General features: G+C 33.7%; 22 protein-coding genes. 4 read left to right on the forward strand and 18 right to left on the reverse strand.

From position 1 onward, the window contains the following. Window positions 1-136: 136 nt before the first annotated feature. Window positions 137-409, reverse strand: a complete 273-nt coding sequence (locus tag IE051_RS12335; RefSeq protein ID WP_189361108.1) for a hypothetical protein — start codon at window positions 407-409, stop codon at window positions 137-139. Window positions 410-504: 95 nt separating this feature from the next. Here IE051_RS12335 and IE051_RS12340 point away from each other — a divergent pair, with 95 nt between their 5' ends. Next, window positions 505-966 (forward strand): DUF1569 domain-containing protein, encoded by a 462-nt coding sequence (locus tag IE051_RS12340; RefSeq protein ID WP_189361109.1) that lies wholly within the window; start codon window positions 505-507, stop codon window positions 964-966. A gap of 68 nt (window positions 967-1,034) precedes the next feature. On the opposite strand, the gene rpmA is transcribed toward IE051_RS12340, so the two are convergent. The 4 genes from rpmA to IE051_RS12360 all read right to left on the reverse strand — a co-directional run bounded on the left by rpmA (window position 1,035) and on the right by IE051_RS12360 (window position 3,352). Next, window positions 1,035-1,295 carry a 50S ribosomal protein L27 gene (rpmA, locus tag IE051_RS12345; RefSeq protein WP_189361110.1) on the reverse strand — a complete coding sequence of 87 codons (261 nt, stop codon included), beginning with the start codon at window positions 1,293-1,295 and terminating at the stop codon, window positions 1,035-1,037. A gap of 25 nt (window positions 1,296-1,320) precedes the next feature. Beyond that, window positions 1,321-1,833, reverse strand: a complete 513-nt coding sequence (gene rplU, locus IE051_RS12350) for a 50S ribosomal protein L21 (RefSeq protein ID WP_189361111.1) — start codon at window positions 1,831-1,833, stop codon at window positions 1,321-1,323. Between the two features lie 82 nt (window positions 1,834-1,915). Then, window positions 1,916-2,362, reverse strand: a complete 447-nt coding sequence (locus IE051_RS12355; protein WP_189361112.1) for a DUF4199 domain-containing protein — start codon at window positions 2,360-2,362, stop codon at window positions 1,916-1,918. Window positions 2,363-2,452: 90 nt separating this feature from the next. Next, a complete protein-coding gene (locus tag IE051_RS12360) occupies window positions 2,453-3,352 on the reverse strand; it encodes a DMT family transporter (protein ID WP_189361113.1) in 900 nt (299 codons plus the stop codon). Between the two features lie 91 nt (window positions 3,353-3,443). Between IE051_RS12360 and IE051_RS12365 the strand changes: the two genes are divergently transcribed. Then, the gene (locus IE051_RS12365; RefSeq protein ID WP_189361114.1) at window positions 3,444-3,995 is read left to right on the forward strand and encodes a heavy-metal-associated domain-containing protein; all 552 of its coding nucleotides are present in this window, start codon (window positions 3,444-3,446) and stop codon (window positions 3,993-3,995) included. Window positions 3,996-4,047: 52 nt separating this feature from the next. Here IE051_RS12365 and gldD read toward each other — a convergent pair whose 3' ends face one another. The 4 genes from gldD to mutY form a co-directional block, all read right to left on the reverse strand. Continuing rightward, window positions 4,048-4,638: a gliding motility lipoprotein GldD gene (gene gldD / locus IE051_RS12370; RefSeq protein WP_189361320.1), complete on the reverse strand. Its 591-nt coding sequence runs from the start codon at window positions 4,636-4,638 to the stop codon at window positions 4,048-4,050. A 49-nt stretch (window positions 4,639-4,687) separates the two neighbouring features. Beyond that, window positions 4,688-6,016, reverse strand: a complete 1,329-nt coding sequence (locus IE051_RS12375) for a gliding motility-associated protein GldE (protein WP_189361115.1) — start codon at window positions 6,014-6,016, stop codon at window positions 4,688-4,690. Between the two features lie 41 nt (window positions 6,017-6,057). Next, window positions 6,058-6,501: a single-stranded DNA-binding protein gene (locus tag IE051_RS12380; RefSeq protein WP_189361116.1), complete on the reverse strand. Its 444-nt coding sequence runs from the start codon at window positions 6,499-6,501 to the stop codon at window positions 6,058-6,060. A gap of 88 nt (window positions 6,502-6,589) precedes the next feature. Beyond that, a complete protein-coding gene (mutY, locus tag IE051_RS12385) occupies window positions 6,590-7,633 on the reverse strand; it encodes an A/G-specific adenine glycosylase (RefSeq protein WP_189361117.1) in 1,044 nt (347 codons plus the stop codon). Between the two features lie 142 nt (window positions 7,634-7,775). Between mutY and IE051_RS12390 the strand changes: the two genes are divergently transcribed. Together IE051_RS12390 and IE051_RS12395 are read left to right on the forward strand one after the other, a co-directional pair. Continuing rightward, window positions 7,776-8,066, forward strand: a complete 291-nt coding sequence (locus tag IE051_RS12390; RefSeq protein ID WP_055442767.1) for an HU family DNA-binding protein — start codon at window positions 7,776-7,778, stop codon at window positions 8,064-8,066. Between the two features lie 380 nt (window positions 8,067-8,446). Continuing rightward, window positions 8,447-9,994, forward strand: a complete 1,548-nt coding sequence (locus tag IE051_RS12395; RefSeq protein ID WP_189361118.1) for an Rne/Rng family ribonuclease — start codon at window positions 8,447-8,449, stop codon at window positions 9,992-9,994. Window positions 9,995-10,151: 157 nt separating this feature from the next. Here the strand turns inward: IE051_RS12395 and IE051_RS12400 are convergent, their stop codons facing one another. The 9 genes from IE051_RS12400 to IE051_RS12440 all read right to left on the reverse strand — a co-directional run bounded on the left by IE051_RS12400 (window position 10,152) and on the right by IE051_RS12440 (window position 21,741). Next, entirely contained in the window at window positions 10,152-10,946 is a 795-nt protein-coding gene (locus IE051_RS12400) for a DUF1853 family protein (RefSeq protein WP_189361119.1), read from the reverse strand. Between the two features lie 106 nt (window positions 10,947-11,052). Next, entirely contained in the window at window positions 11,053-11,829 is a 777-nt protein-coding gene (locus IE051_RS12405) for an SGNH/GDSL hydrolase family protein (RefSeq protein ID WP_189361120.1), read from the reverse strand. 92 nt (window positions 11,830-11,921) lie between these two features. Then, window positions 11,922-12,638 carry a 3-ketoacyl-ACP reductase gene (locus IE051_RS12410; protein WP_189361121.1) on the reverse strand — a complete coding sequence of 239 codons (717 nt, stop codon included), beginning with the start codon at window positions 12,636-12,638 and terminating at the stop codon, window positions 11,922-11,924. 88 nt (window positions 12,639-12,726) lie between these two features. After that, window positions 12,727-13,890 (reverse strand): carbohydrate porin, encoded by a 1,164-nt coding sequence (locus IE051_RS12415; protein WP_189361122.1) that lies wholly within the window; start codon window positions 13,888-13,890, stop codon window positions 12,727-12,729. 173 nt (window positions 13,891-14,063) lie between these two features. Continuing rightward, window positions 14,064-15,587: a Dabb family protein gene (locus tag IE051_RS12420; RefSeq protein WP_189361123.1), complete on the reverse strand. Its 1,524-nt coding sequence runs from the start codon at window positions 15,585-15,587 to the stop codon at window positions 14,064-14,066. 39 nt (window positions 15,588-15,626) lie between these two features. After that, window positions 15,627-16,115: a GlcG/HbpS family heme-binding protein gene (locus IE051_RS12425; protein ID WP_189361124.1), complete on the reverse strand. Its 489-nt coding sequence runs from the start codon at window positions 16,113-16,115 to the stop codon at window positions 15,627-15,629. Between the two features lie 89 nt (window positions 16,116-16,204). Beyond that, complete coding sequence (locus IE051_RS12430; protein ID WP_229796801.1) at window positions 16,205-16,789, reverse strand: Crp/Fnr family transcriptional regulator; 585 nt, start codon at window positions 16,787-16,789, stop codon at window positions 16,205-16,207. A 196-nt stretch (window positions 16,790-16,985) separates the two neighbouring features. Next, the gene (locus IE051_RS12435) at window positions 16,986-20,462 is read right to left on the reverse strand and encodes a PPi-type phosphoenolpyruvate carboxykinase family protein (RefSeq protein WP_229796802.1); all 3,477 of its coding nucleotides are present in this window, start codon (window positions 20,460-20,462) and stop codon (window positions 16,986-16,988) included. A gap of 100 nt (window positions 20,463-20,562) precedes the next feature. Then, window positions 20,563-21,741 (reverse strand): acyl-CoA dehydrogenase family protein, encoded by a 1,179-nt coding sequence (locus IE051_RS12440; RefSeq protein WP_189361125.1) that lies wholly within the window; start codon window positions 21,739-21,741, stop codon window positions 20,563-20,565. Window positions 21,742-21,767 lie beyond the last annotated feature (26 nt).

Consider the following 21,767-nt stretch of genomic DNA (forward strand, 5'->3'; position numbering starts at 1 on the left):
AAAAACCAAACAGCAATGTTTGGTTTTTTTATAAATTTTAACCTAAGTGAATTTTTTAACCTAGTAGCGGAGTAAGGTTTGTGTCTCTTTTTTGTAATGGTCTAAGTGCTCTATCCTCATAGAAGCTTTCAAGGCATTATTCATCAACCATATCTTCTTCAAAATACCACCACAAACTTGAATCAATGGAGGACTTAATTTTATTAATATCCACATGGTCTTTTAAAAAGATAGTAATGTTTTCTCCAACTCTGTTTTGTCCGTGAGTTTCTCTTATTTCAATCATTTCAATTTCCTTAAAATGTTCTAGATGTTTCTTTATTCTTTCATCTAATGATTCATCACTTAAATAAATTTTAATTGTTGGGTGCGATGGCGAATTTCTAATTTCAGATCTAAACGGCAGCATAATCATATAGTTTTTAAGTCAAACAATCTGTGATTGCAAATGCAATACACTAAAGTTAAGAATTTAATTAATATCTTTTGGAATAATTTTTATTGATGACAAAAAAAATAGATTCACTTTTTGATCAAATTGAGAAGTCCATACCGTTTTATAAACGAAGTAACAAGTCCATATCTAAATCTAGCATAGGCTGGCAATTGGACCATGCCCTCAAGGTTGTAAATCGCGTGACAGCAATTTTAATTAAAACCAAGCCAGAACGATATAAGAAAGAATTAAATATTGCTAGGGTAATTTCATTTGCTTTGTGTTATATCCCGCGGGGTAGAGCTAAGGCACCAAGAGTGGTTATACCACCAGATGTTATAACCAGAGAAGACTTAATTAGTCAATTAAATGAAGCTAGAGCTCAGATAAAAATAGCCGAGCAACTTCCTGAAAAATCTCATTTTATACATCATGTATTTGGCATGTTGTCAAAAAAACAAACTTTGCGGTTTTTAGAAATTCATACCAAACATCATCTAAAAATTGTCAATGACATATTGAATAAATAGAAAGTTAAATGCAAAAAAAAGCCCATTCAAAGAGAAAGGGCTTTAATACTATTTAAGAAAATATTTTCCTAAACCTCAAAAGGTTCAATAGAAACATAAGATTTGTTATCTTTTTTCTTAGTGAATTTTACAACACCATCAACATAGGCGTGTAATGTATGGTCTTTTCCTTGGTATACATTTTCACCTGGGTGATGCGTGTTACCTCGTTGTCTTAAAATAATGTTTCCAGCAATAGCAGCTTGTCCACCAAAAATCTTAACACCTAAGCGTTTCGATTCTGATTCTCTACCATTTTTCGAACTTCCGACTCCTTTTTTATGTGCCATTTTATTTCGATTTTAGTTTTTATAATTAACTTAAAGCAGCTATTAAATCGGCTTTCTTCATGGAAGAAATTCCTTCAACACCTTTTTCTTTTGCTAAAGTTTTCAATTCAGCAACTGTTAATTTGCTTAAATCTTGCGTGTCATCAGCTTTTGGAGCTGCAACCTCTGCTTTAGCTTTAGGTTCTGCTTTTTTCTCTGCTTTTGCTGGGGCAGCTTTCTTAGCTCCAGAAGCAGCAATGCTTTCAATTACAATTTCAGTTAAAGATTGACGGTGACCATTCTTTACACGGTAACCTTTACGTCTTTTCTTTTTGAAAACTATAACTTTATCACCTTTAAGGTGCTTTAAGACTTTTGCTCCTACTTGAGCTCCGTCTATAGCCGGGGCGCCTACAGTTACATTGTCACCGTCACCAACTAAAAGAACATTATCGAAAGAAACTTTCTTACCTTCTTCAGTTTGTAAGCGATTAACAAAAACTCTTTGGTCTTTTTCAACTTTAAATTGATGCCCTGCTATCTCTACAATTGCGTACATAGCGAATTATTTATTAATTAATTTTGTTAAAAAATGAGTGCAAATATACGGCTAATTAATTAAACTGCAAACGTTTTAAGTGTTATTGCGGTATATTTCTAGTGTTTTTAAAAAGTTGCATAACGGTGAGAGCAGAAACAACACTTGTTGCTAAGCCCATAATGGCTACAACGAAAGCTATAATGCCTATATCAGCATTAAACCCACCATTGATGGTTTGCAATAACTCTGGTAGAAATTCCAAATTAATTTCCGTGGCATAAAACAAAAAAAAGATGGTGAATATTAAGGTGGCAACAAAGCCCGTAATAATTCCCGTTTTAAAACCCATGCTATATGAGAATTCCGTTGGGTTTTCAAGTTTGCTTAAACGTATCGCCTCATAAACACCCAAACCAGTAATAATGGCGTTTACAAAACTAAACGCTGGATTTGTGTGCTTTCCAAACATCGCTAATACTAGAAAATAAGCTACTAATATTGCACTAGTAACTAGGCCGAAACGGATGGGAAGAGATAGTTTTTTCATAATGGTTTTAGAATTAATGCTCTTAAATTTCGTGAAAATTCTCGAAAAAAAATAATTTCAATCCATTAATCTTTCTACGTAAGTGTCTTATTATAGTTGTTTTAAGCCTGTTTTGGGAATTTTTTTATGAGACATATATACCCCAAATAAAATAATAATACTAGCCGCGCCTTGAACGACACTAAATCTTTCTCCATCCATATATCCCCAAAGTAAGGCTACTATAGGCATTATAAAAGTGACCGATGACGCGAAAACCGGTGTGGACGTATGTACGAGTTTATTAAATAATATTTTAGCTAAGGCTGTGCCAAAAAAAGCTAAAATGGTAATGTAAATCATAGCCATTTTAAAATTAGGATTCTCTAATGTTCTTAAGCTAAAAAAGTCTGATGAAACCAAAATAACTAATGCTGGAATAAAAATGACAACAAAATTGCCTGTAGCTATGGTTAGTGGTTTTACATGCTGTAAATGTTTTTTGATAATATTTACATTAGCTGCATACATAAGTGTAGATAAAATTACAAAAATGGCATAAAAATAATTTTGATGTGGATTTAGATTAGCACCTTTTAGAATCAAAATGGTGGTGCCTATAAAGCCTATAATAACGCCCAAGATCTGCCTTTTAGTTGAAGTTATTTTAAAGATTGTAAACCCCAATAAAATTGTATTTAGCGGCACTAAAGAATTTAAAACGGAAACCACTGCACTGTCAATTTGAGTTTCAGCGATAGCGAAGAAAAAAGCGGGTATAAACGACCCTAAAATACCTGAAATAATTAGCCATTTCCAGTCTGAGCTCTTTATAGTTTTTAGGGTTTTGTACCCCATGGCAAATAAAAAAAGTCCTGTGATAATTACTCTTAAAGCACCAAGCTGATATGGGGTTAAGCCTAATAAGGCCTTTTTAATCAAGATAAATGAACTTCCCCAAATTAAGGATAAAACTAAGAGATATATCCATTTAGGGTTTATGCTGCTCATATTGTTGATTTTAAAATCACAAAATTCAGCTTTTTAGACTTAAGAACCGCATTATTTAGTAAATTTGTGGTCCTAATTTAAATTAAGAATCATGAAGGCTTTAAAATATATATTAGCATTAACACTTGTAGTAGGAATTACTTTTAGTTGTAAAAACAATGCGAATCCAGAAGTTAAAACTGTTGAGGTTGAAACTGAAACAGTTAAAGAATTAGATCCCAACGCAACATATGCTAAAGCAGAATTTACTATAGAGGGTATGACCTGTGCTATTGGTTGCGCTGCAACTATTCAAAAGAAGATAGCTAAAATGGATGGTGTTAAATCTGCAACTGTAGATTTTGATAGAAAGCTAGCTATGGTAGAGTATAATGAAGCTAAAGTGACGCCTATGACTTTAGAAGAAGCTGTTGGTAAAGTTTCGGATACGTACAAAGTCAGTGAGATGAAAACTGTAGAAGATTTTTCTACCAAAAAGTCATGTTCTGCAGATTGTAAAAAAGCCTGTTGTGCGAATAAGGAGAAAAAAGCTTGCGAGCCTGGTTGTGAAAAAGATTGTTGTAAAGTAGCAGTTAAGGCTGGAGAAAAAATGGCTTGTAAAGCGGATTGCAAAGAAGCATGTTGCGTGAAAAAAGAAGCTTAATAAAAATAAATTCAATACAATAACTAAAAGGTTTCTCCATGAGAAGCCTTTTTTATTTCCAAGTTACCGTTTCCATAATATGCCTAATATCCTTTTGTAAATAGTGGGCTGCTGGAAGAATAGAATCGTAGTTGGGTTTTGCATAAAAGTACAGAGAGCCAGTAAGGAAGTGATTTAAACTATCAGTTACATAAAATTGCGCCGGTGATGCTACGTTTCCCTTAACTTCAGCAAATGAACCATATACCTTACGTTCATCATTTTGATATGCTGTAACCGGAATTTCATCTGCTTTTACGGTATGCTTTTGGGTGAAATTTTGGGCATCTCTTAAAAAATCCCTCAGGTTTTTTTCTTTCTTATCAATGGCTTTATAAGTTAAAAAAATGGTTCCTTTTAGTTCTGGGTATTCTAAATTAATACCATAACTATTTGTAGCAGCAATAACTTTTTTCGCTTTAACTTTTTTTGCTAGTTCGTTTATTTCAAAAGAAAAAGGAATATCCAAATCAGTTTTAATATAGGTGGCCTCTGGGTATTCTAGTCGCAAAAGTGCCTTAGGTTTTGGAATATAGTCTTCCCCGCATGATGTCATTACAAAAAAGCTAAGGGCTATAAAGCTTTTAATTATATTGGAATACATTGGTTTCACAATCATAAAGTTTCAGTTATTAATCCAACTAATTAGTTATTTATAATATGGTAAATTTAACTAGCTTAATGCGCTTCTTATCAAGGGCTTCAATAGTAAAAACGTAATTTTCAAAATTTATTTTACTATTTAGTTTAGGGAAACTACCTGATATTTCTAATACAAAACCTGCAATTGTTTCGGCTTCACCCTTATTTGCTTCAAATATAGCGTCGTCTTCGGCTCTAATTATTTTATAAAAGTCCTTTAATGCTGTTTTTCCTTCAAAGACATAGTTGTGATCGTCTAACTTAGAATAGGTTAAATCTTCATCATCAAACTCATCACTAATATCGCCTACAATCTCCTCAATAATATCCTCTAATGAAATAAGTCCTGAAGTTCCACCGTACTCATCTACCACTACAGCTAAATGTACTTTCTTTTCTTGAAACTCAGCCATTAAATCATCTAGTTTCTTATTCTCCGGTATAAAGAATGGTTCTCTCAGAAGTGTGGTCCAATCAAACTCTTTCCTGTCAATGTATGGTAAGAGGTCTTTGGCGTAAAGAATACCCACAATAGTATCAACATTGTCTTTGTATATAGGAATTCTTGAGTATCCGTTGGCAATAATTTTCGGCATAACCTCTGCGTAAGTCTGTTCAATATTTAAAGCAAAAATGTCAATACGAGGTCGCATGACCTGTTTTGTGTCTGTGTTTCCAAAGGACACAATACCTTGTAATATCTTTTGTTCCTCGGTTGTTGTGTCTTCCTCACTAGTTAACTCCAAAGCCTGAGATAATTGATCAACACTGATATTAGATTTTTGTCTTCCTAATTTACTGTGAATGGTTAAAGTAACCCCGCGCATTGGCATGCTGATGGGTGTAAGGATTACATCCAATACACGAAGCGGATAAGCCATAAAGGTCGCGAACTTCACATTATTTCTACTGGCATATATTTTAGGAAGAATCTCTCCGAAAAGCAAAATTAAAAATGTAACAACTACAACTTTTAGAAAAAACACTAAATTGACTTTAAAAAAGAAGAAATTAACTTCCGAGTTTATATTTGCAAATAGTACATCACTAATTGCAGCAAATAAGATAACCACAGCTATATTGATAAAATTATTAGCTACCAATATCGTGGCAAGTAGTTTTTTTGGTCGATCTAATAATTTAGAAATTATCTCTATACGCTTCGATTTTTGCTCTAAACCTTCTTCAATATCGGAAATGTTTAGTGAGAAAAATGCCACTTCGGCACCAGATATAAGGGCAGAACAGACTAAAAGTAAAAACAATAACGCAAAACTGAGAACAATTGAAGGTTCAATTGTTAGTAAGGGTAGCATTAAACTCGTGGGGTCAGGATCCAAAAACTATTGCTTTAGTTAAACATAGGTTATAGGGCATTGCATTAAAATGGTAAATCATCATCAGCTTCATCGGTCGGTTTTGCCTGTGGCCTCGCAACGGGTTGTTCTTTCACAGGTTGGTTTTGAATATTGTTATTTCCACTTTCTTTTTTGGTGGAAAGAAATGTGAAATCATTGCAATTAATTTCAGTAGAATAGCGCTCATTTCCTTTGTCATCAGTCCATTTTCTGGTTTTTAAACGACCTTCAATATAAACCTTGTCACCTTTGCTTAAATATTTTTCGCAAATTTCTGCAGCCTTATTTCTAACTACTATATTATGCCATTCTGTATTAGTAATACGCTCATTAGTTTGTTTACTAGTATACGTCTCATTGGTTGCTAAAGGAAAACGACCAATACATCCACCGCCTTCAAAATAGTGCATTTTGATTTCATCTCCTAAATGCCCAATTAGCATTACTTTGTTTAAGGTTCCAGACATATTTAATAGTAAAATTAGAAAAGCAAAATTAGTTAATTACTTCACATGTCTTTAAAATTAATAAAAAAATATGATTGTAATTACTAAACTATTCGAAATTAAAGGATTCAATAAAATTTCCTATTAAAATGGGAACAGGGAAATTTTTAATTTCACCCAAGGAAATGCCTTTTAAGGCCAGTGTTTTGGTCTGTACAATCCAAAATCTAGTGTGTAAATGTTGATGAGATAATTTATGTACAATGGTGTCCTTATTATATAGCCACAATTCAAAAGTTTCGTCTTTTAGTAATTCAAGGCTATTTATTCTTTCTTTAATGTACTTGGTTTTAGCCTCATCGGTGGTTTCGATTAAAGGAAATTGATATAAATTTTGCCAAATGCCTTTATCCTTTCGTTTTTCTATGACTGTTCTTCCATCTTCAGAAACAAATACTAAAAAATTAAAAAATCTCTTTTTTGCCTTTGAGTTTTTAATTTTAACTGGCAACTGGTTTATTCTGTTTTTATTAAAGGCAATACAACTATCCTTAAAAGGACAAATGTTACATTGAGGATTTTTGGGTCTACATTGTACAGCTCCAAATTCCATTATGGCCTGGTTAAAAGCGGCAGGTTCTTTTTTGTCTATTAATTCCTGTGCTAAAGCTTTAAATTCCTTCTGGCCTTTTGTGGAGTTAATAGGTGTGTCTATTCCGAAATAACGTGATAATACGCGATATACATTGCCATCAACCACAGCTGTGTTTTCGTTAAAACAGATAGAGGCGATAGCGCTTGCTGTATAATCCCCAACACCTTTTAGCCTTAATAAGTCTTTATATGTATTTGGGAATACACCGTTAAGGTCTGTAGCAACATATTTAGCAGAAGCGTGTAAGTTCCTTGCTCTAGAATAATAGCCAAGTCCTTGCCATAATTTTAGAACATCATTTTCGTTAGCATTTGCTAGATCAAAAACTGTAGGGTAATTAGCGATGAAAGACTCATAATAAGGTAGGCCTTGTTTAACTTGAGTTTGCTGTAAAATTATTTCTGATAACCAGATATAATAAGGGTTTGTTGTTGTTCTCCAAGGGAGATTCCTCTTATTGTTTGAGTACCAGTTGATTAGGTTTTTTGAAAATATCATGAAATAATTAAATAGAGCAGGTAAAAATAAACGTTTATAATATTAAATTTTAGTGAATTAGGTTTGAAATATTGAATATTAAATGCATATATTTGCATCCCTTTTAGAATTAATAGTAACCCAATAAAATATTATAGTAAAAATGACGAAGGCTGATTTAGTAGCAAAAATTTCTGAGAAATTAGGAATTGAAAAAGGAGATGTTCAAGCAACAGTAGAAACATTCATGGAAGAAGTAAAAACTTCTTTAGAAGGTGGTGATAATGTTTATTTAAGAGGTTTTGGAAGCTTTATTATCAAAACAAGAGCTGAAAAAACTGGTAGAAATATTTCAAAAAATACTACCATTAAAATACCAGCTCATAATATTCCTGCATTTAAGCCTGCAAAAGTTTTTGTAGAAGGCGTTAAAACTAATGTAGACGTTAAATAAAAAATTTAAACGAATTATTAATTTAAAAAGACACTATTTATGCCAAGTGGTAAAAAACGTAAAAGACATAAGGTAGCGACGCACAAACGTAAGAAACGTAGACGCGCTAACCGTCACAAAAAGAAAAAATAAATCAAAAAAGTAGTTAGAACAACTACTTTTTTGATTTTAAAAACAACAAGTTCTTTGAAATGAGTTCATCATATTTTTATCACCTTATAGGTGTTTTATGAACTCCACGGATTTAAAATCCTGTGAAAAATAATGTATAATCCATCTGTATAATTTGGCAAGCAATATTTTGTTCATAGTTAGTAGTATTATGCTGTTAACTGAATACCAAAATTGCATGCTAAAGCATATAGATTAAAATTAACACAATGGATAAAGAATTGATCATTCGATCTAGTTCCGATAATGTTGATTTTGCCTTATTAAAAGATGGAAAACTTATTGAATTACAAAAAGACGAGGATAGTAATGACTTTTCTGTTGGTGATGTGTTTATTGCCAAAATTAGAAAAGCTGTTCCTGGACTAAATGCTGCATTTGTTAATGTAGGTTATGAGAAAGATGCATTTTTGCATTATCATGACTTAGGGCCAAAACTACCTTCACTTTTAAAATTCACAAAACGTGTAAGCACAGGTAAGCTAAAAGATTTTTCTTTAAAAGATTTCCCATTCGAAAAAGATATTGAGAAAGACGGCAAAATTGCCGACGCCTTAAAATCTAATCAATCGCTATTAGTACAAATTGTAAAAGAACCAATATCAACCAAGGGGCCTAGAATAAGCTCAGAGCTTTCTATTGCCGGTAGATATATTGTTTTAGTTCCTTTTTCAAATCGCATATCTATTTCTCAAAAAATAGAAGACCGCGAAGAAAAAGACCGATTAAAACGTTTGGTTAAAAGTATAACGCCCCAAGGATTTGGAGTGATTGTACGTACCGTAGCGCAAGGCAAAAAAGTAGCAGAACTAGATAAAGATTTACAAAACTTGCTTAGTCGTTGGACGGCAATGTGTAAAAAGCTGCATAAAGCGCATCATCCTAGTAAGGTATTAGGGGAAATGAATAAAGCCTCGTCCATTTTACGAGATATATTCAATGACACCTTTACAGGTATTACTGTAGATGATGAAGAGCTTTATTATCAAATCAAAGATTATGTGCAGGAAATTGCACCAAAAAAAGAATCAATAGTTAAATTGTATCAGTCCAAAGTTCCCATTTTTGAAAAATTTGGAATTGAAAGACAAATTAAAACCTCTTTTGGAAAGACCGTTTCCATGACTAAAGGCGCGTATTTAGTAATTGAACATACTGAAGCGTTGCATGTTATAGATGTCAATAGCGGAAACCGCTCTAATAAAGCAAATAACCAAGAGGATACAGCATTAGAAGTCAATTTGATTTCCGCTACTGAAATGGCCCGTCAATTGCGTTTGCGCGACATGGGTGGTATTATTGTAGTAGATTTTATAGATATGACCAGTGCTGAAAACAGGCAAAAGCTATTTAATCACCTTCGTGAAGAAATGAAGGATGACAGAGCAAAACACAAAATATTGCCACCAAGTAAGTTTGGTTTGATACAAATTACTAGACAACGTGTTCGCCCAGAAATGAACATTAAAACCCGCGAGGAAAATCCGGACGGTATTATGAATGGCGCTGAGGTTGAAGCACCAATAGGAATCGTGCAAAAAATAAATCACGATCTTGAAAAATTATTTAAAAAAGACTATAACAAGGTGACCTTAAACACACATCCTTTTATAGCAGCCTTTTTAACTAAGGGTATTCCATCTATACGTTCTAAATGGTTTTTAGAACACAAGAAATGGGTAAAGATTTTACCAAGAGATGCTTACACATACTTAGAATATCATTTTTTTGACAAAGATGGTAATCAGATCAAATAAAGAAAAACCCTTACTTGAAAAAGTGAGGGTTTTTTGTTTTTATAACTAATACTAAATTGAGAAAATTGTATTGTCTTTCTCAAAAATATAAGCACTGATTATTTGTGTTTTAACTTAATTATGATGACTTATAAATCATGAAAAGTGAATATAATCACTACCACCAGACTAAAAATATTTTTTTTATGACACCAGTCTTAAATTTTACCCAAAGTAAAGACGAATATTGTTGTTCAAAAAAGCCTTTAATAGTCGTTTTAAATTCAATAAAACTTTGCCAATTTACATTGGGATGCGGGATTAACAACCAATCAATTTTTTTAGGAATATAAAACTTGCAATCTGTAAACTGATCAAGGTCATTAGTATTGATATAGTAACCAACAATGCAATCGTTATTTAATGTATGCAGTACATGTTTAGTATTGTTAAATGGTAAAAAAAGCTGCGCTTTAAAATACACCCGTTGTTGCATATTTTTACTTGATACTCCAAGGTTTTTTAAGTACGGTTTACAACTGTCTGAGTAGAGCAATGGTAGCTGTTTGTGTTTCAGTTTAATGAGTTTCTCGGTTAATGAATCTTTTCTATTTGGTCCAATAAAATGGTCAATCTCAGTCTCGCCTACGGTGGCGTCATACAAATAAAATTTATAAATAATTTCAAGGTGTATGGGCTTGTTGTTGAGTATTAAAATACAGTCCAATTCGCCCATGGTGCGCCTCTCTTGTTGTACCTGAATGTTTTCCGCTAAAACAGAAATATTATCTTGCTGTTTCAACTCAAAGGATACGAGGCGCTCTACATATTTTCCAAGACGAAGATTGTTTTCAATGTTAAAATTGGGTTGAAAGGGGATGGATTTTAATTCCAATTGAGTCAAACCAAAAACGGCATCATTATGCCATAAATATGGGGTGTCTAAAAATCCTTCGTACCGATTTCTAATCATTTGCTCTATCCTCTATTAAACCGTCAGCTTTTTGAGTTAACTTCATCTTTTTCTGTCGAAAAAGATGAAGTTAATATAGTTAAATTTCAATTTAGTATAATTAGTTTTAAAACTGAGATTTAAGTTTTTCTAACGCTATAGGGAGTATTCTTTCAACAAATTTACTGTATGCTAGTGCTGAGGGGTGCAATCTATCTGAAGCTACAAGTGCTGTATTATTTAATCCATCTCTTGTTATATCTGTAATGTTTACATAGCTAACGGAGATAGATTCGCAATAGTTTTCAGCAAAATTGTTATACCTGTCAATTCCATTTGATATATTGACATTGCCTTTCCCAAATGGTGTAAATGCATAATCTGGAATAGATACAACAATAACCTTATCTTTTTGACTGTTGGCTAGCCGTGTTGCAGTATTTACAAGTCTAATAAATTCATTTTCGAATAATGAAAAAGGTCTTCCTTGAAATTGATTGTTTACCCCAATAAGTAATGTTACTAAATCAAAATTATCTTTTGGTTTCTCAGCATTGATAGCTGAAATAAGGGAAGATGTTGTCCAACCTGTTTGTGCTATGACTTGTAGCTCAAATTCAACCTTAGTATCAAATTCAGATTTTAACGCGGTTTTTAATTGTTCTGGGAATTTACAAGTGTCGCATACACTTTCTCCAATGGTATAACTGTCACCCAAAGAAAGGATTCTAAACGTTTTCTTTTCATCTTCACTAGATGCTGTGCCTGTTTCTTCTTGGTCTTTGTTGGTTTCAGTTTTTGTTTCAGAATATTCTATTGTTTCATCAATTTCAGTATTTCCAGAACATCCAACCCACAACAACAAACCTAAGCTAAGATATAGCAAGGTAGATTTCAATTTCATTTTTTCTTTTAAAGATAAGACTTTGAGATGAAATTAAAAATTAATAAGTAGTTAAGACTTGACTTGCTCTTAACAATAGTATTAGATTTTACCTAAGGGTTTGTAGACCATAGAGCAGCACTTTTAAGCATAGCTCTTCTAGGAAGCTTCAGGCCTGCTAGGATTAATTCGGCAAAATCATCAGGTTGTAATACATTTTCTGAACCTTTTTCCATCATCCCTAACTCAAGTGTCAGGTCAGATTCTATGGTGCTTGGTGTTAAGGTGTTCACTCTTATGTTGTTTTTTCTAACCTCTTTCATAAGAGATTCAGACATTCCAATAACTGCAAATTTTGAAGCACTGTATCCTGATATATTAGGATTTCCGTTTAGGCCAGCGGTTGAGGAAACATTAATAATATCGCCGGCATTTTGACTTATGAGGTGTGGTAGCACTTCTTTCGTAACATAATACATGCCCATTACATTTACCTGTATCATTGCGCTCCACTCTTCTACAGGCATATCATTAAACGATCCTACGGTACAGATACCTGCATTGTTTACCAAAATATCTATCCCGTTTAAAGTGTTTATTAATGCTTTGATATTCGTTTTAACGTCTTCATAATTTCCAACATCAAATACAGCATAAGTGGCTTTAACACCTAAGGCTTCAATTTCAGCAACTGTTGCTTTTAAAGTCGCTTCGTTTCTACCAGTTATTCCTATGTCTATACCTTCTTTTGCTAAGGCCAAAGCTGTAGCTTTTCCAAGGCCTCTACTGCCGCCAGTTATGATGGCTTTTTTGTTTTTTAGATTACTCATTGTTTATCTTTTAATATGTTTATTTTTTAATTCTCAAAAGCTTTAACTAATATCTTAATTTACCCACGGATTAGGTGTGTTTTTAGTTTTAGAAGTTAGCCTCAATCCAAACACCAGGAATAACCGCATTGTCGATTAAACCTGAACCGCCAGGCCGGATATCATATTGAACAGCAGGTTGCAGCACAAAATGATTTGTAATCTGAAAACGATAGCCTAACTCTAATACAATTTCTGATGATAACTCATTCTCTTGTAAGATAGCCCACTCATCACTAAAAGTGCCAATAGTAGCAAAAAATAATATTCTATCCTGCTCTCTAGATTTGATTAATCCTTTCCAGTTGACACCTAAGCTACTTTGAAACGGTACTTTAGCGATTTCACCTTGCTGTGAGTAAGCCATGGTAAGAAAAGAATATAATCCATCTATAAGTTCTATATCAATATGCCCATAAAAACGTGCAAAATGTTCGGATTCACTTCCATGATCAAAATTAGAAAAAGTACCAAAAGCTTGATGCGTTCCTAAGTAAATTCTGCTATTACGACCTGCAATTTTTCCGAACCAATCATATTGAAAGAATATAGATAAATCATCCGAACTTCTAAAAGCAAAGTCTAACCCATGTTGCGTTTCGTCAAATACGTCTTTCCCCAATTGATATGCACCCAATTGAAATTGGTGCTTAGAACTAGCATTATATTTAAGCCTTGCCCCCCATGTTGGAAATGGAAAAGTGGTCATTAATCCATCTAACAACAAGGTTCTTATGAGGCCATTTACTGTATTATTAAGTGAATAATAATACAATGCAGAAACAGAGAAATCGTCGGCAGCAGTAGTACGACCAATTTTTAAGGAAAATTGTTTTCCAAAGTCTTTTTCAATACCTAAATCATACAAAAAAGTACTTTGTCCTCCAACGACATTCAATGGCTCAAAAACTGAACCAACCTCTTTCTCTAGCCCATTACCATGCCGGTTTATAATAGAAATTTTTCCTCGCGTACCTTTCCATCCGAACATTTTATCAAAATTAAATCTAAGTCCTGTATAAAGTTGCCCAGCGTAATTACTGGTTTGTTCCAACCCTCCCGAAACATTAACTGCTGCAATTGAGGCATAAGATAAAAAAGGATCGATGCCATTTTTTTTCCAATTTCCACTCTGGATGCTATCTGTTTCTTTTGCTTGCCCCAATAATATGTATGAAGAAAGAACAAAGAAGATTGAAATTAATTTCTTCATTTTATATCAAACTGCGTTTTAGGTACACTAGCGACTTTAAGATTCACTTTTTAAGCACCCTAGGAATTTTTAGCGCCATTATTCGATTTAATGATTTCTAAAACCTAACAAATAAGTAGTTAAAAATTATTTGTTAGGTTTTAAATCTAATTACGTAAGCCGTAATATTCATTTTACTTTTCTGCCCAATAATCCATGACTACAGCATCGGCAAAAAATGCAGCATAATTATTTAAAAGTGCGATATGAGCCTCGTGAAATAAGTATACTTCTCTGGCATGTTCGTCATTAAATGTTATCACAAAAGTATGGGTTAGTCCTTTGGTGTGCCCTTCGGTACTGTCATTTAATCCCCATTCAAAATCGGCAACTGTAGGTATTTTGTTTTTCAGGTCTATAAAAGCATTAACGGCTGCATTTATTTGCTCTTCAGAGGCATCTTCTTTATATTTTAGATGCACAATATGTTTTATGACTTTATCTCCTCTATCAATTTTAGGGGCAATTTTATAGCTAGCAACTTTTCGTAAATCTGATCTAAAAGAACCAGCAATAAGGAAGTTATCGTCACCAATTTTATGAGACCTTAAGCCGTAATAAATAGAAAATCCAGTTTCTAAATAATTTATTGGGCTTAGAATGCCTTCTTTATCCAATTTGAGCAATTGAATACTAGCATCATCTCTTGTCCCTACTGCTAAAACAGCTTCGTTATTATCTGTTGAAACAATTTCAATTCTGGTTTGTCCTTGAAGTTTTGTGTTTTCATCATCTTTTAGAACAAAATGCGGGATTAAAGCCCCTTTTTTATCCACTTTAAAAACACTTACACCATCACCGTGATAAACAAAGTCTGGTCTTTTAATAAAACCACCCCTCTTGTAATATTTATGATGCCTGTGACCAACCACCACATAATGATTTCCATCTAAAGTTGCACCGGTTACGGGGTATGCACCTGTTAAATATCTATCAGTGGTATTGTCACTTATATTATTAACGTTCTTAAACTTTCCGTTGTCGTAAACTCTAAAACTACTTACGCCATTATCTTGAAATCCACCAGTATATAAATACGTTTTTCCTTTAATTTTGTGAACAAACATACCTATGATACCATCTGTATGAATAGTCTCATCATCTTTCATAGACATCACATGAGTTAACTTTCCATCATCATGTATTTTAAAACTACTTAAACCAGGTGTTTCTTCTAAACCACCAATAAATAAATATGATGCTGATTTCATATGAATCACTTGCAATGTAATGGCAACACCAAGATGTGTTTCATCCGTATCTTCAACTAGGGAAACACGTTCTAAAGCGCCGTTATCTAAGATCTTAAAAGTTTCAATAACGTTTCCGTGCTTGTTGGCCACAAAAAGAAAATCTGTACCATTAATATTATCAGCAACCATACCTCTTGATGGTCCTTTTTCCATATGAAGCTTATGATTGCTAATTGGAGTAAGTTTCCCGTCTGCATCTAAGCTGTAAACATCCACATCACCAATACCGCCAGCATATACGTAGTGAGAACCATCTTTTTCATAGCTTGTAACAGATACGGTATTCTTGCCAGATATGTTTTTAAAATCTTTTCTGTAAAGCATTAAGTCATCAATGTTTTGCCCAATAGATATTTGAGCTATTAGCAACGCAACAAGAAAAACACCTTTTTTAATAGTCTTCATAATTTAAGTCTTTATTCTATCCTTTTTAAAAGTAATCATTTAATATAAAATGGCCTTGGCTCCTGCAGTAGCAATAGCTCTATCTTGATCAATTGTGCCACCACTTACGCCAATAGCTCCTATGATTTTGCCTTCTTTATTTATAATAGGCAATCCACCAGGGAAAGAAACTAAACCATTATTGGTTAATTCAATATTGTAAATGATTCCTCCAGGTTGTGTTAATTCGCCAAGTTTTCCGGTGTCTATATTGAAATAACGCGCTGTTTTTGCTTTTTTAATAGCAACGTCTATACTACCAAGGTAAGATTCATCCATTCTAATGAATGCTTTTAGATTGGCTCCGGCATCAACAACGGCTATATTTACTAATACTTTGGACTCTTCTGCATTTTTCTTTGCAGTCAGGAGGGCTTTTAGGGCTTCGTCATGTGTAAGGTCATTTGTTATTTGAGCATGAGATGCATTTGATGATATAGCGAGTATCATTACAAAGGCATATATTTTAGCGTTTTTGAGTATGTTCATAAAACCTGATTTTGGATGTTCTCTGCAAAAATCAGAAAAGATGAAGAGAATAAAGTTGAACAAGTTCAACTCAAAGAAAATAATTGAATTTATGCCTGTTTTTTTATTTTGCTTAAAAATTCATGTGTAATACCTAGATAACTTGCTATTTGTTTATCCGTTAGTTTTGTTGCTATATTGGGGTAGGTACTAGTAAAATGAAGGTAGCGTTCTCGAGCGGAATAGGTGTTATTTCGAATTAAACGACGTTGCCAAGCCACCAAAGCCTTTTGAGACATGACTCTGAATAGTTTCTCTACAATAGGAAGAGATTCATAAAGAGCTAACTTGTTCGTTCTATGTATTAAAAAAACTTTGCTGTCTTCTAATGCTTGAATATTTAAGTGGGAAGGTTTCTGATTCATAAAACTATCGATGTCCATAACCCACCAGTCTTTCGAAGCAAAATAAAGTACATTTTCGTTGCCTTTTTTGTCAATGGTAAAAACTCTAAAGCAGCCTTCTATGACAAAACCTTCAAACTTATAAATGTCTCCTTGTGTTAATAAGAATTCTTTCTTCTTTATAATTTGTGGTTTAAAGAAACTACAAATAGTATCGAGCTCCTCATTACTAATTTCGACGTATTTTTTTATGTTTTCTTTAAGTAAGCTGTACGGCATTTTGGAATCCATTAAGTATTAAACTAAAGTATAATATTTTATTGAGATTTTAATTGCCATGGTGAGCGAACTCAAAACATATAAATCATGTTTTCACGCCTAAAGTATGTTTTTTTTGAATAATTGATAAAATTAATAAAAGTGATTTCTTGGAAATAGAATAAAAAAAAGCCCCTTTTAGGGGCTTTTTTAATTTTAAATTAATAGTCTATTTTTTGTACAAAGGATCTAAACCAATGGTACCTACTAGACGCTTTAAGTAATCTTTAGATTTAAAATCACTATACGTTTTTTTAGTAGCTTCCAAACGTTCATTTAGCTGCAGATCACCTACTAAAATATCATTGTGGGGATCGTTTATAAACGCTTCTAAATAGTCTATTTGAGAAGCATAATAAGTTATATCCTTTTTCTGTTTTAGTGCTAATCTCTCTTTATACCAATCTGCATTGATGACATAATCTCTATCAAAATATTGTCTTAATTCTGGATCACTGATGTCTTTGCCTTCATAATGTCCATATGCCATAATATTTAATAGAATTTTTAAAGGTGGAATAGCTGCTTCAATGCTTCCATCTTCAAAATAGTTTAATGCCACCTTCTGTTGTGCTTCAACTATATTGTTTATACCGTCTACATAATCTTCTAGATTTTGTAATTCTGGCTTTAACATACGTTCATTAAAAACAGCAGTAGGTTCGTCAAACAATCTATTTAAGCATAATAGAGAAAATGTTTTTGTAATTCTATAGCCTAAACGACTAGCTAATATTTTCTCACCATTATGTTCAAAATCTTCAAGTTTTTCTAGAGAACCATTAGCAATTAAATTTGCGGGGTCTCTATCTTCTGGTGCCATTCTAGCCCAGATTTCCGGAATTAATAAACTAACATCATGATCAATTTTGTTTTCAGCACCAACATAACCAGCTGCGGTACTAAACCCATTAGACTCTGTTAAAATATGAGATAGTAAAGCATTGTTTAAATCGGTGGTTGGCGTCAACATATTAAACGGCGCCTTTGTTAATGCCCCTTCTGATCCAGCGCCTGTAGTTGAAGGCGATTTACCAGTTAAACTACAAATGAAGTCCATAAACAATTCAGGGGTTTCCTGATAGTGAATTGGGTTATAAACAGCTAATGGTCTAATACCTGCTTCTCTATCTGCTGGATTATTTCTTCTTCCGGGTAAAACAGCATTTACTGTATGAATTACAGGGTCACTAAGTTTAATCTTTCTCTTTAAACGAACACCCATGTCAGAGATGTATGATGCTTCGGTTTCATTATAAAATCTATTAGGTTCTAAATAACGAGGGTTTTTAGTTGGTAATCCATCTTCTATAATTCTAGGGTGAGATGGCAGTACAAACTGTATATTGTCATCATCGCTATCAATTATTTCTTTGATAAAGTCTTGAACGGGCTGCGTATACTTATCATAACTAATGGTGTCTTCATAGATTTCAATGGCATCCTGTTTAGTCAACATTTCATAATTTGTCAAGAATCTTCCATCTGAAATAATATCTAATTCAGCACCTTTGTCATACCCTCTAACAATGGCTTCATCAGGTCTTTGGAACAAGTGGGCCTCGCAGTTAACCAATACTTTTACACTAGAATTACTATACTCTGGATTTAAATCTTTGAGTAGCTCTTTAGGTAGCGTTATTGATGCAGTAATATCGTCTTCCGTTTGGATTTTTTCACTTGCAGAGAAATCTGAACGTAATTTATTAAGCATCCAATTTCCTTGTTCGTTGAACCCAATTCTCACATAACTACCTACTACAGGGTTGTTGTTGTAAAGTAGAGATGTTCCTTCAACACCATTTATAATATCTACAGACATCATGTCCTTCCAGTTAAGTTTACCTCCATGGGCTTGTCTAAATAGTCGTTTTACAAATAAGACTAAAGAGCGTATATGGACAGGGATGTTTTCTAGCCATTCATTAAACTCATCGGTGTTTTCGTCAGAAGGCGTTAGTAATTTTACAACAGAACCTAATGTTCTTTCTTCACTTAAAAATGATCTTGATTTTGGTCTGTTAGGGTCCTTATCTTTCCATCTTGTGGAATAATTAAATTCAATAATTTCATCGGCTTTTTTGAAATCTTCCTCAATATTATGAATGTTAAATCTTCCGTAAGTAATAGCATTCTGCATAGACTTAGAAATCTCAGATTTACCACCTCCTGAAACGGTACAAGGTTTATGACAAAATACACCTTCTGGATAGGTTTCTACAATTCGCCATAGGTCGATAGATTTATGTTTTTCTAATCTTAGTTTGTTTCCAGAAGGATGGACATAGGTTTTAAAAGGTGATAATTTTAGTTTTTGTTCCTTACCTTTAAAGTTCCATGTGATGCTATTTGTATTCGTATTGAAATAAGACGATTCCGGAATATAAACTATGTTAGGATAGTTATTGTCAACCGCATAATTTTCTGGTTTAACAGTAATGCGATCTCCTAGCAAAGTTTTAACATCTTCAAAGGTGTGGTCTAGGCCATAATAGTGATTATAGTCATTACAATTTACGGTGTCACCCATAACCCTTCTTGCATAGGCTATAGCGCCTCCTGCATGTTCTTCTTCAAGCATGCCATAGAGATTCGCAGAATAGCTAATCTGTGTTTTTATTTCTTTCTTAGAATATCCATAATAATTATCAGCAATAATGGTTACTACTACACCACTTTCATCTCTACAAGTGATTTTAAAAGCACCACCATCATTATAAAGTTCATTTTCCTCTATCCAACACATGCCATCTTTTTTCTGACGGTCTGTTGCATCGTCAAAATGTGGAAGTCCTACATCTTTCTTTTTAAGCTTTAACAAATGAGGTGCAAGAATGATGCATCCTGTATGCCCGGTCCAATGTTCAGGGTCTAATGCTGCATCATTATGTGCTAAATTAGGATTACCTGCATTGCCAAAAATGTTTTCAACGAAGTCTAAATTACTCACTAAAGAGCCTGGAGCAAAGAAACGAACTTCTAATCTTTTTTCAGAAATAACACCTTTTACTTCTGGGCATACCACTGGTCTTAGCAACATAGAGACCATAGTTAAGGCTTTCTCCTTTTGATTTGATGTAAACGGAAGTGTATTTAACTCGTCAGTAGGTTTAAAGGCTGCATTGATAAAATGAGCCAAAACCACTTTAGGAACTTCTTTTTTATCTAAGGGCACAGGAAGGGGACCTTCAACAATATGAAAGGTGCCTTTCGTTGTTCTTTTATCGTGTAAAGGATTGTTTAAAATGCCTTGCTTTAGTCGTTTAGAATTCACTAAATCACTTTCAAAAGAATTCCCATCAGGAGGTAAACTCGCTTCACGCGCTTGTCCCTTTTTTGATAGAATTAAAGTGTTATTGGGAAGTTTAAATGACTTTTCTATGGATACGTCCTTTAAATAGTTGTCAATAAAACTTTGAATTCTTGAATCAGCAGGTGATAAGTGATTTGCTAAAAGTCTTGATTTCTCTCTAAGACTCATAATAAGGGCCCGAGTAGTTTTTTCAAATTCTGGATCACAAAACTTTTCTTGGCTATCTTCTTTGTCTTTAAATACTGGCTGTCCTATAGCAGCTAATTGTAAATTGATAAATTGAACAATGTCTTTTCTTGATTCTTCCATATTATTAAAAGTTAGAATACCCATAGTATTCTGGTTCGCTTACAAATTTAGTATGTGATTTCAGTAAAAAACCTGTCAAAAGTCAGTCTACCGATAATTTTATTCGAAATCGTTTGAGTAAAAACTATTTAAATGCGTTTAATCCAGTAATGTCTAATCCGGTGATTAGTAAATGTATATCATGTGTTCCTTCATAGGTTATAACACTTTCAAGGTTCATTGCATGACGCATAATGCTATATTCTCCGGTAATGCCCATACCTCCAAGTATTTGTCTTGCTTCTCTTGCAATATTTAGGGCCATATGCACATTATTGCGTTTTGCCATTGATATTTGAGCAGAAGTTGCCTTGTTCTCATTTTTCAAAAGCCCAAGTCGCCAGGTCAAAATTTGCGCCTTCGTAATCTCCGTAATCATTTCAGCTAATTTCTTTTGTTGCAGTTGAAATTGACCAATAGGTTTGCCAAATTGTATCCGTTCTTTGCTATACCGCAGTGCTGTATCATAGCAATCCATGGCTGCACCAATAGCGCCCCAAGCAATACCATATCGAGCAGAATCTAAGCATCCAAGTGGAGCGCCTAATCCTGATTTATTGGGCAGTAAGTTTTCCTTGGGTACTTTGACGTTATCAAATATTAATTCACCTGTGGCGGACGCTCTTAAAGACCATTTACTATGTGTTTTAGGTGTTGAAAATCCTTCCATTCCGCGCTCTACAAGTAGCCCATGAATACGTCCGTTTTCATCCTTTGCCCAAACAACAGCTACATGAGCAAAAGGTGCATTACTAATCCACATTTTGGCTCCGTTTAATAAATAGTGGTCCCCTTTATCTTTAAAATTAGTAATCATGCCTGCTGGGTTGCTGCCATGATCGGGTTCTGTTAAACCAAAGCAACCTATCCATGCACCACTGGCAAGTTTTGGTAAGTATTTTTGTCGTTGTAGTTCATTACCATACTTCCATATAGGATACATTACCAATGAAGATTGTACAGATGCCGTGCTTCGAATTCCGGAATCACCGCGTTCAATTTCCTGCATGATGAGACCATAAGAAATTTGATCGAGCCCAGCGCCACCATATTTCATAGGAATGTATGGGCCAAAAGCTCCAATCTCGGCCAAGCCCTTAGTAATATGCATTGGGAATTCTGATTTTTGGGCATAGTCTTCAATAATGGGAGATATTTCTTTTTTTACCCAATTTCTGGTCGTATCACGTACTAATTTGTGTTCATCAGTAAGTAATTCATCCAGGTTGTAGTAGTCTGGAGCTTCAAATAAATCAGATGCCATAATAACAAAATTAAAGTGCTGAAAAT

The sequence above is a fragment of the Algibacter mikhailovii genome, assembly GCF_014651495.1.
GTDB classification, from domain to species: Bacteria; Bacteroidota; Bacteroidia; order Flavobacteriales; family Flavobacteriaceae; genus Algibacter_E; species Algibacter_E mikhailovii.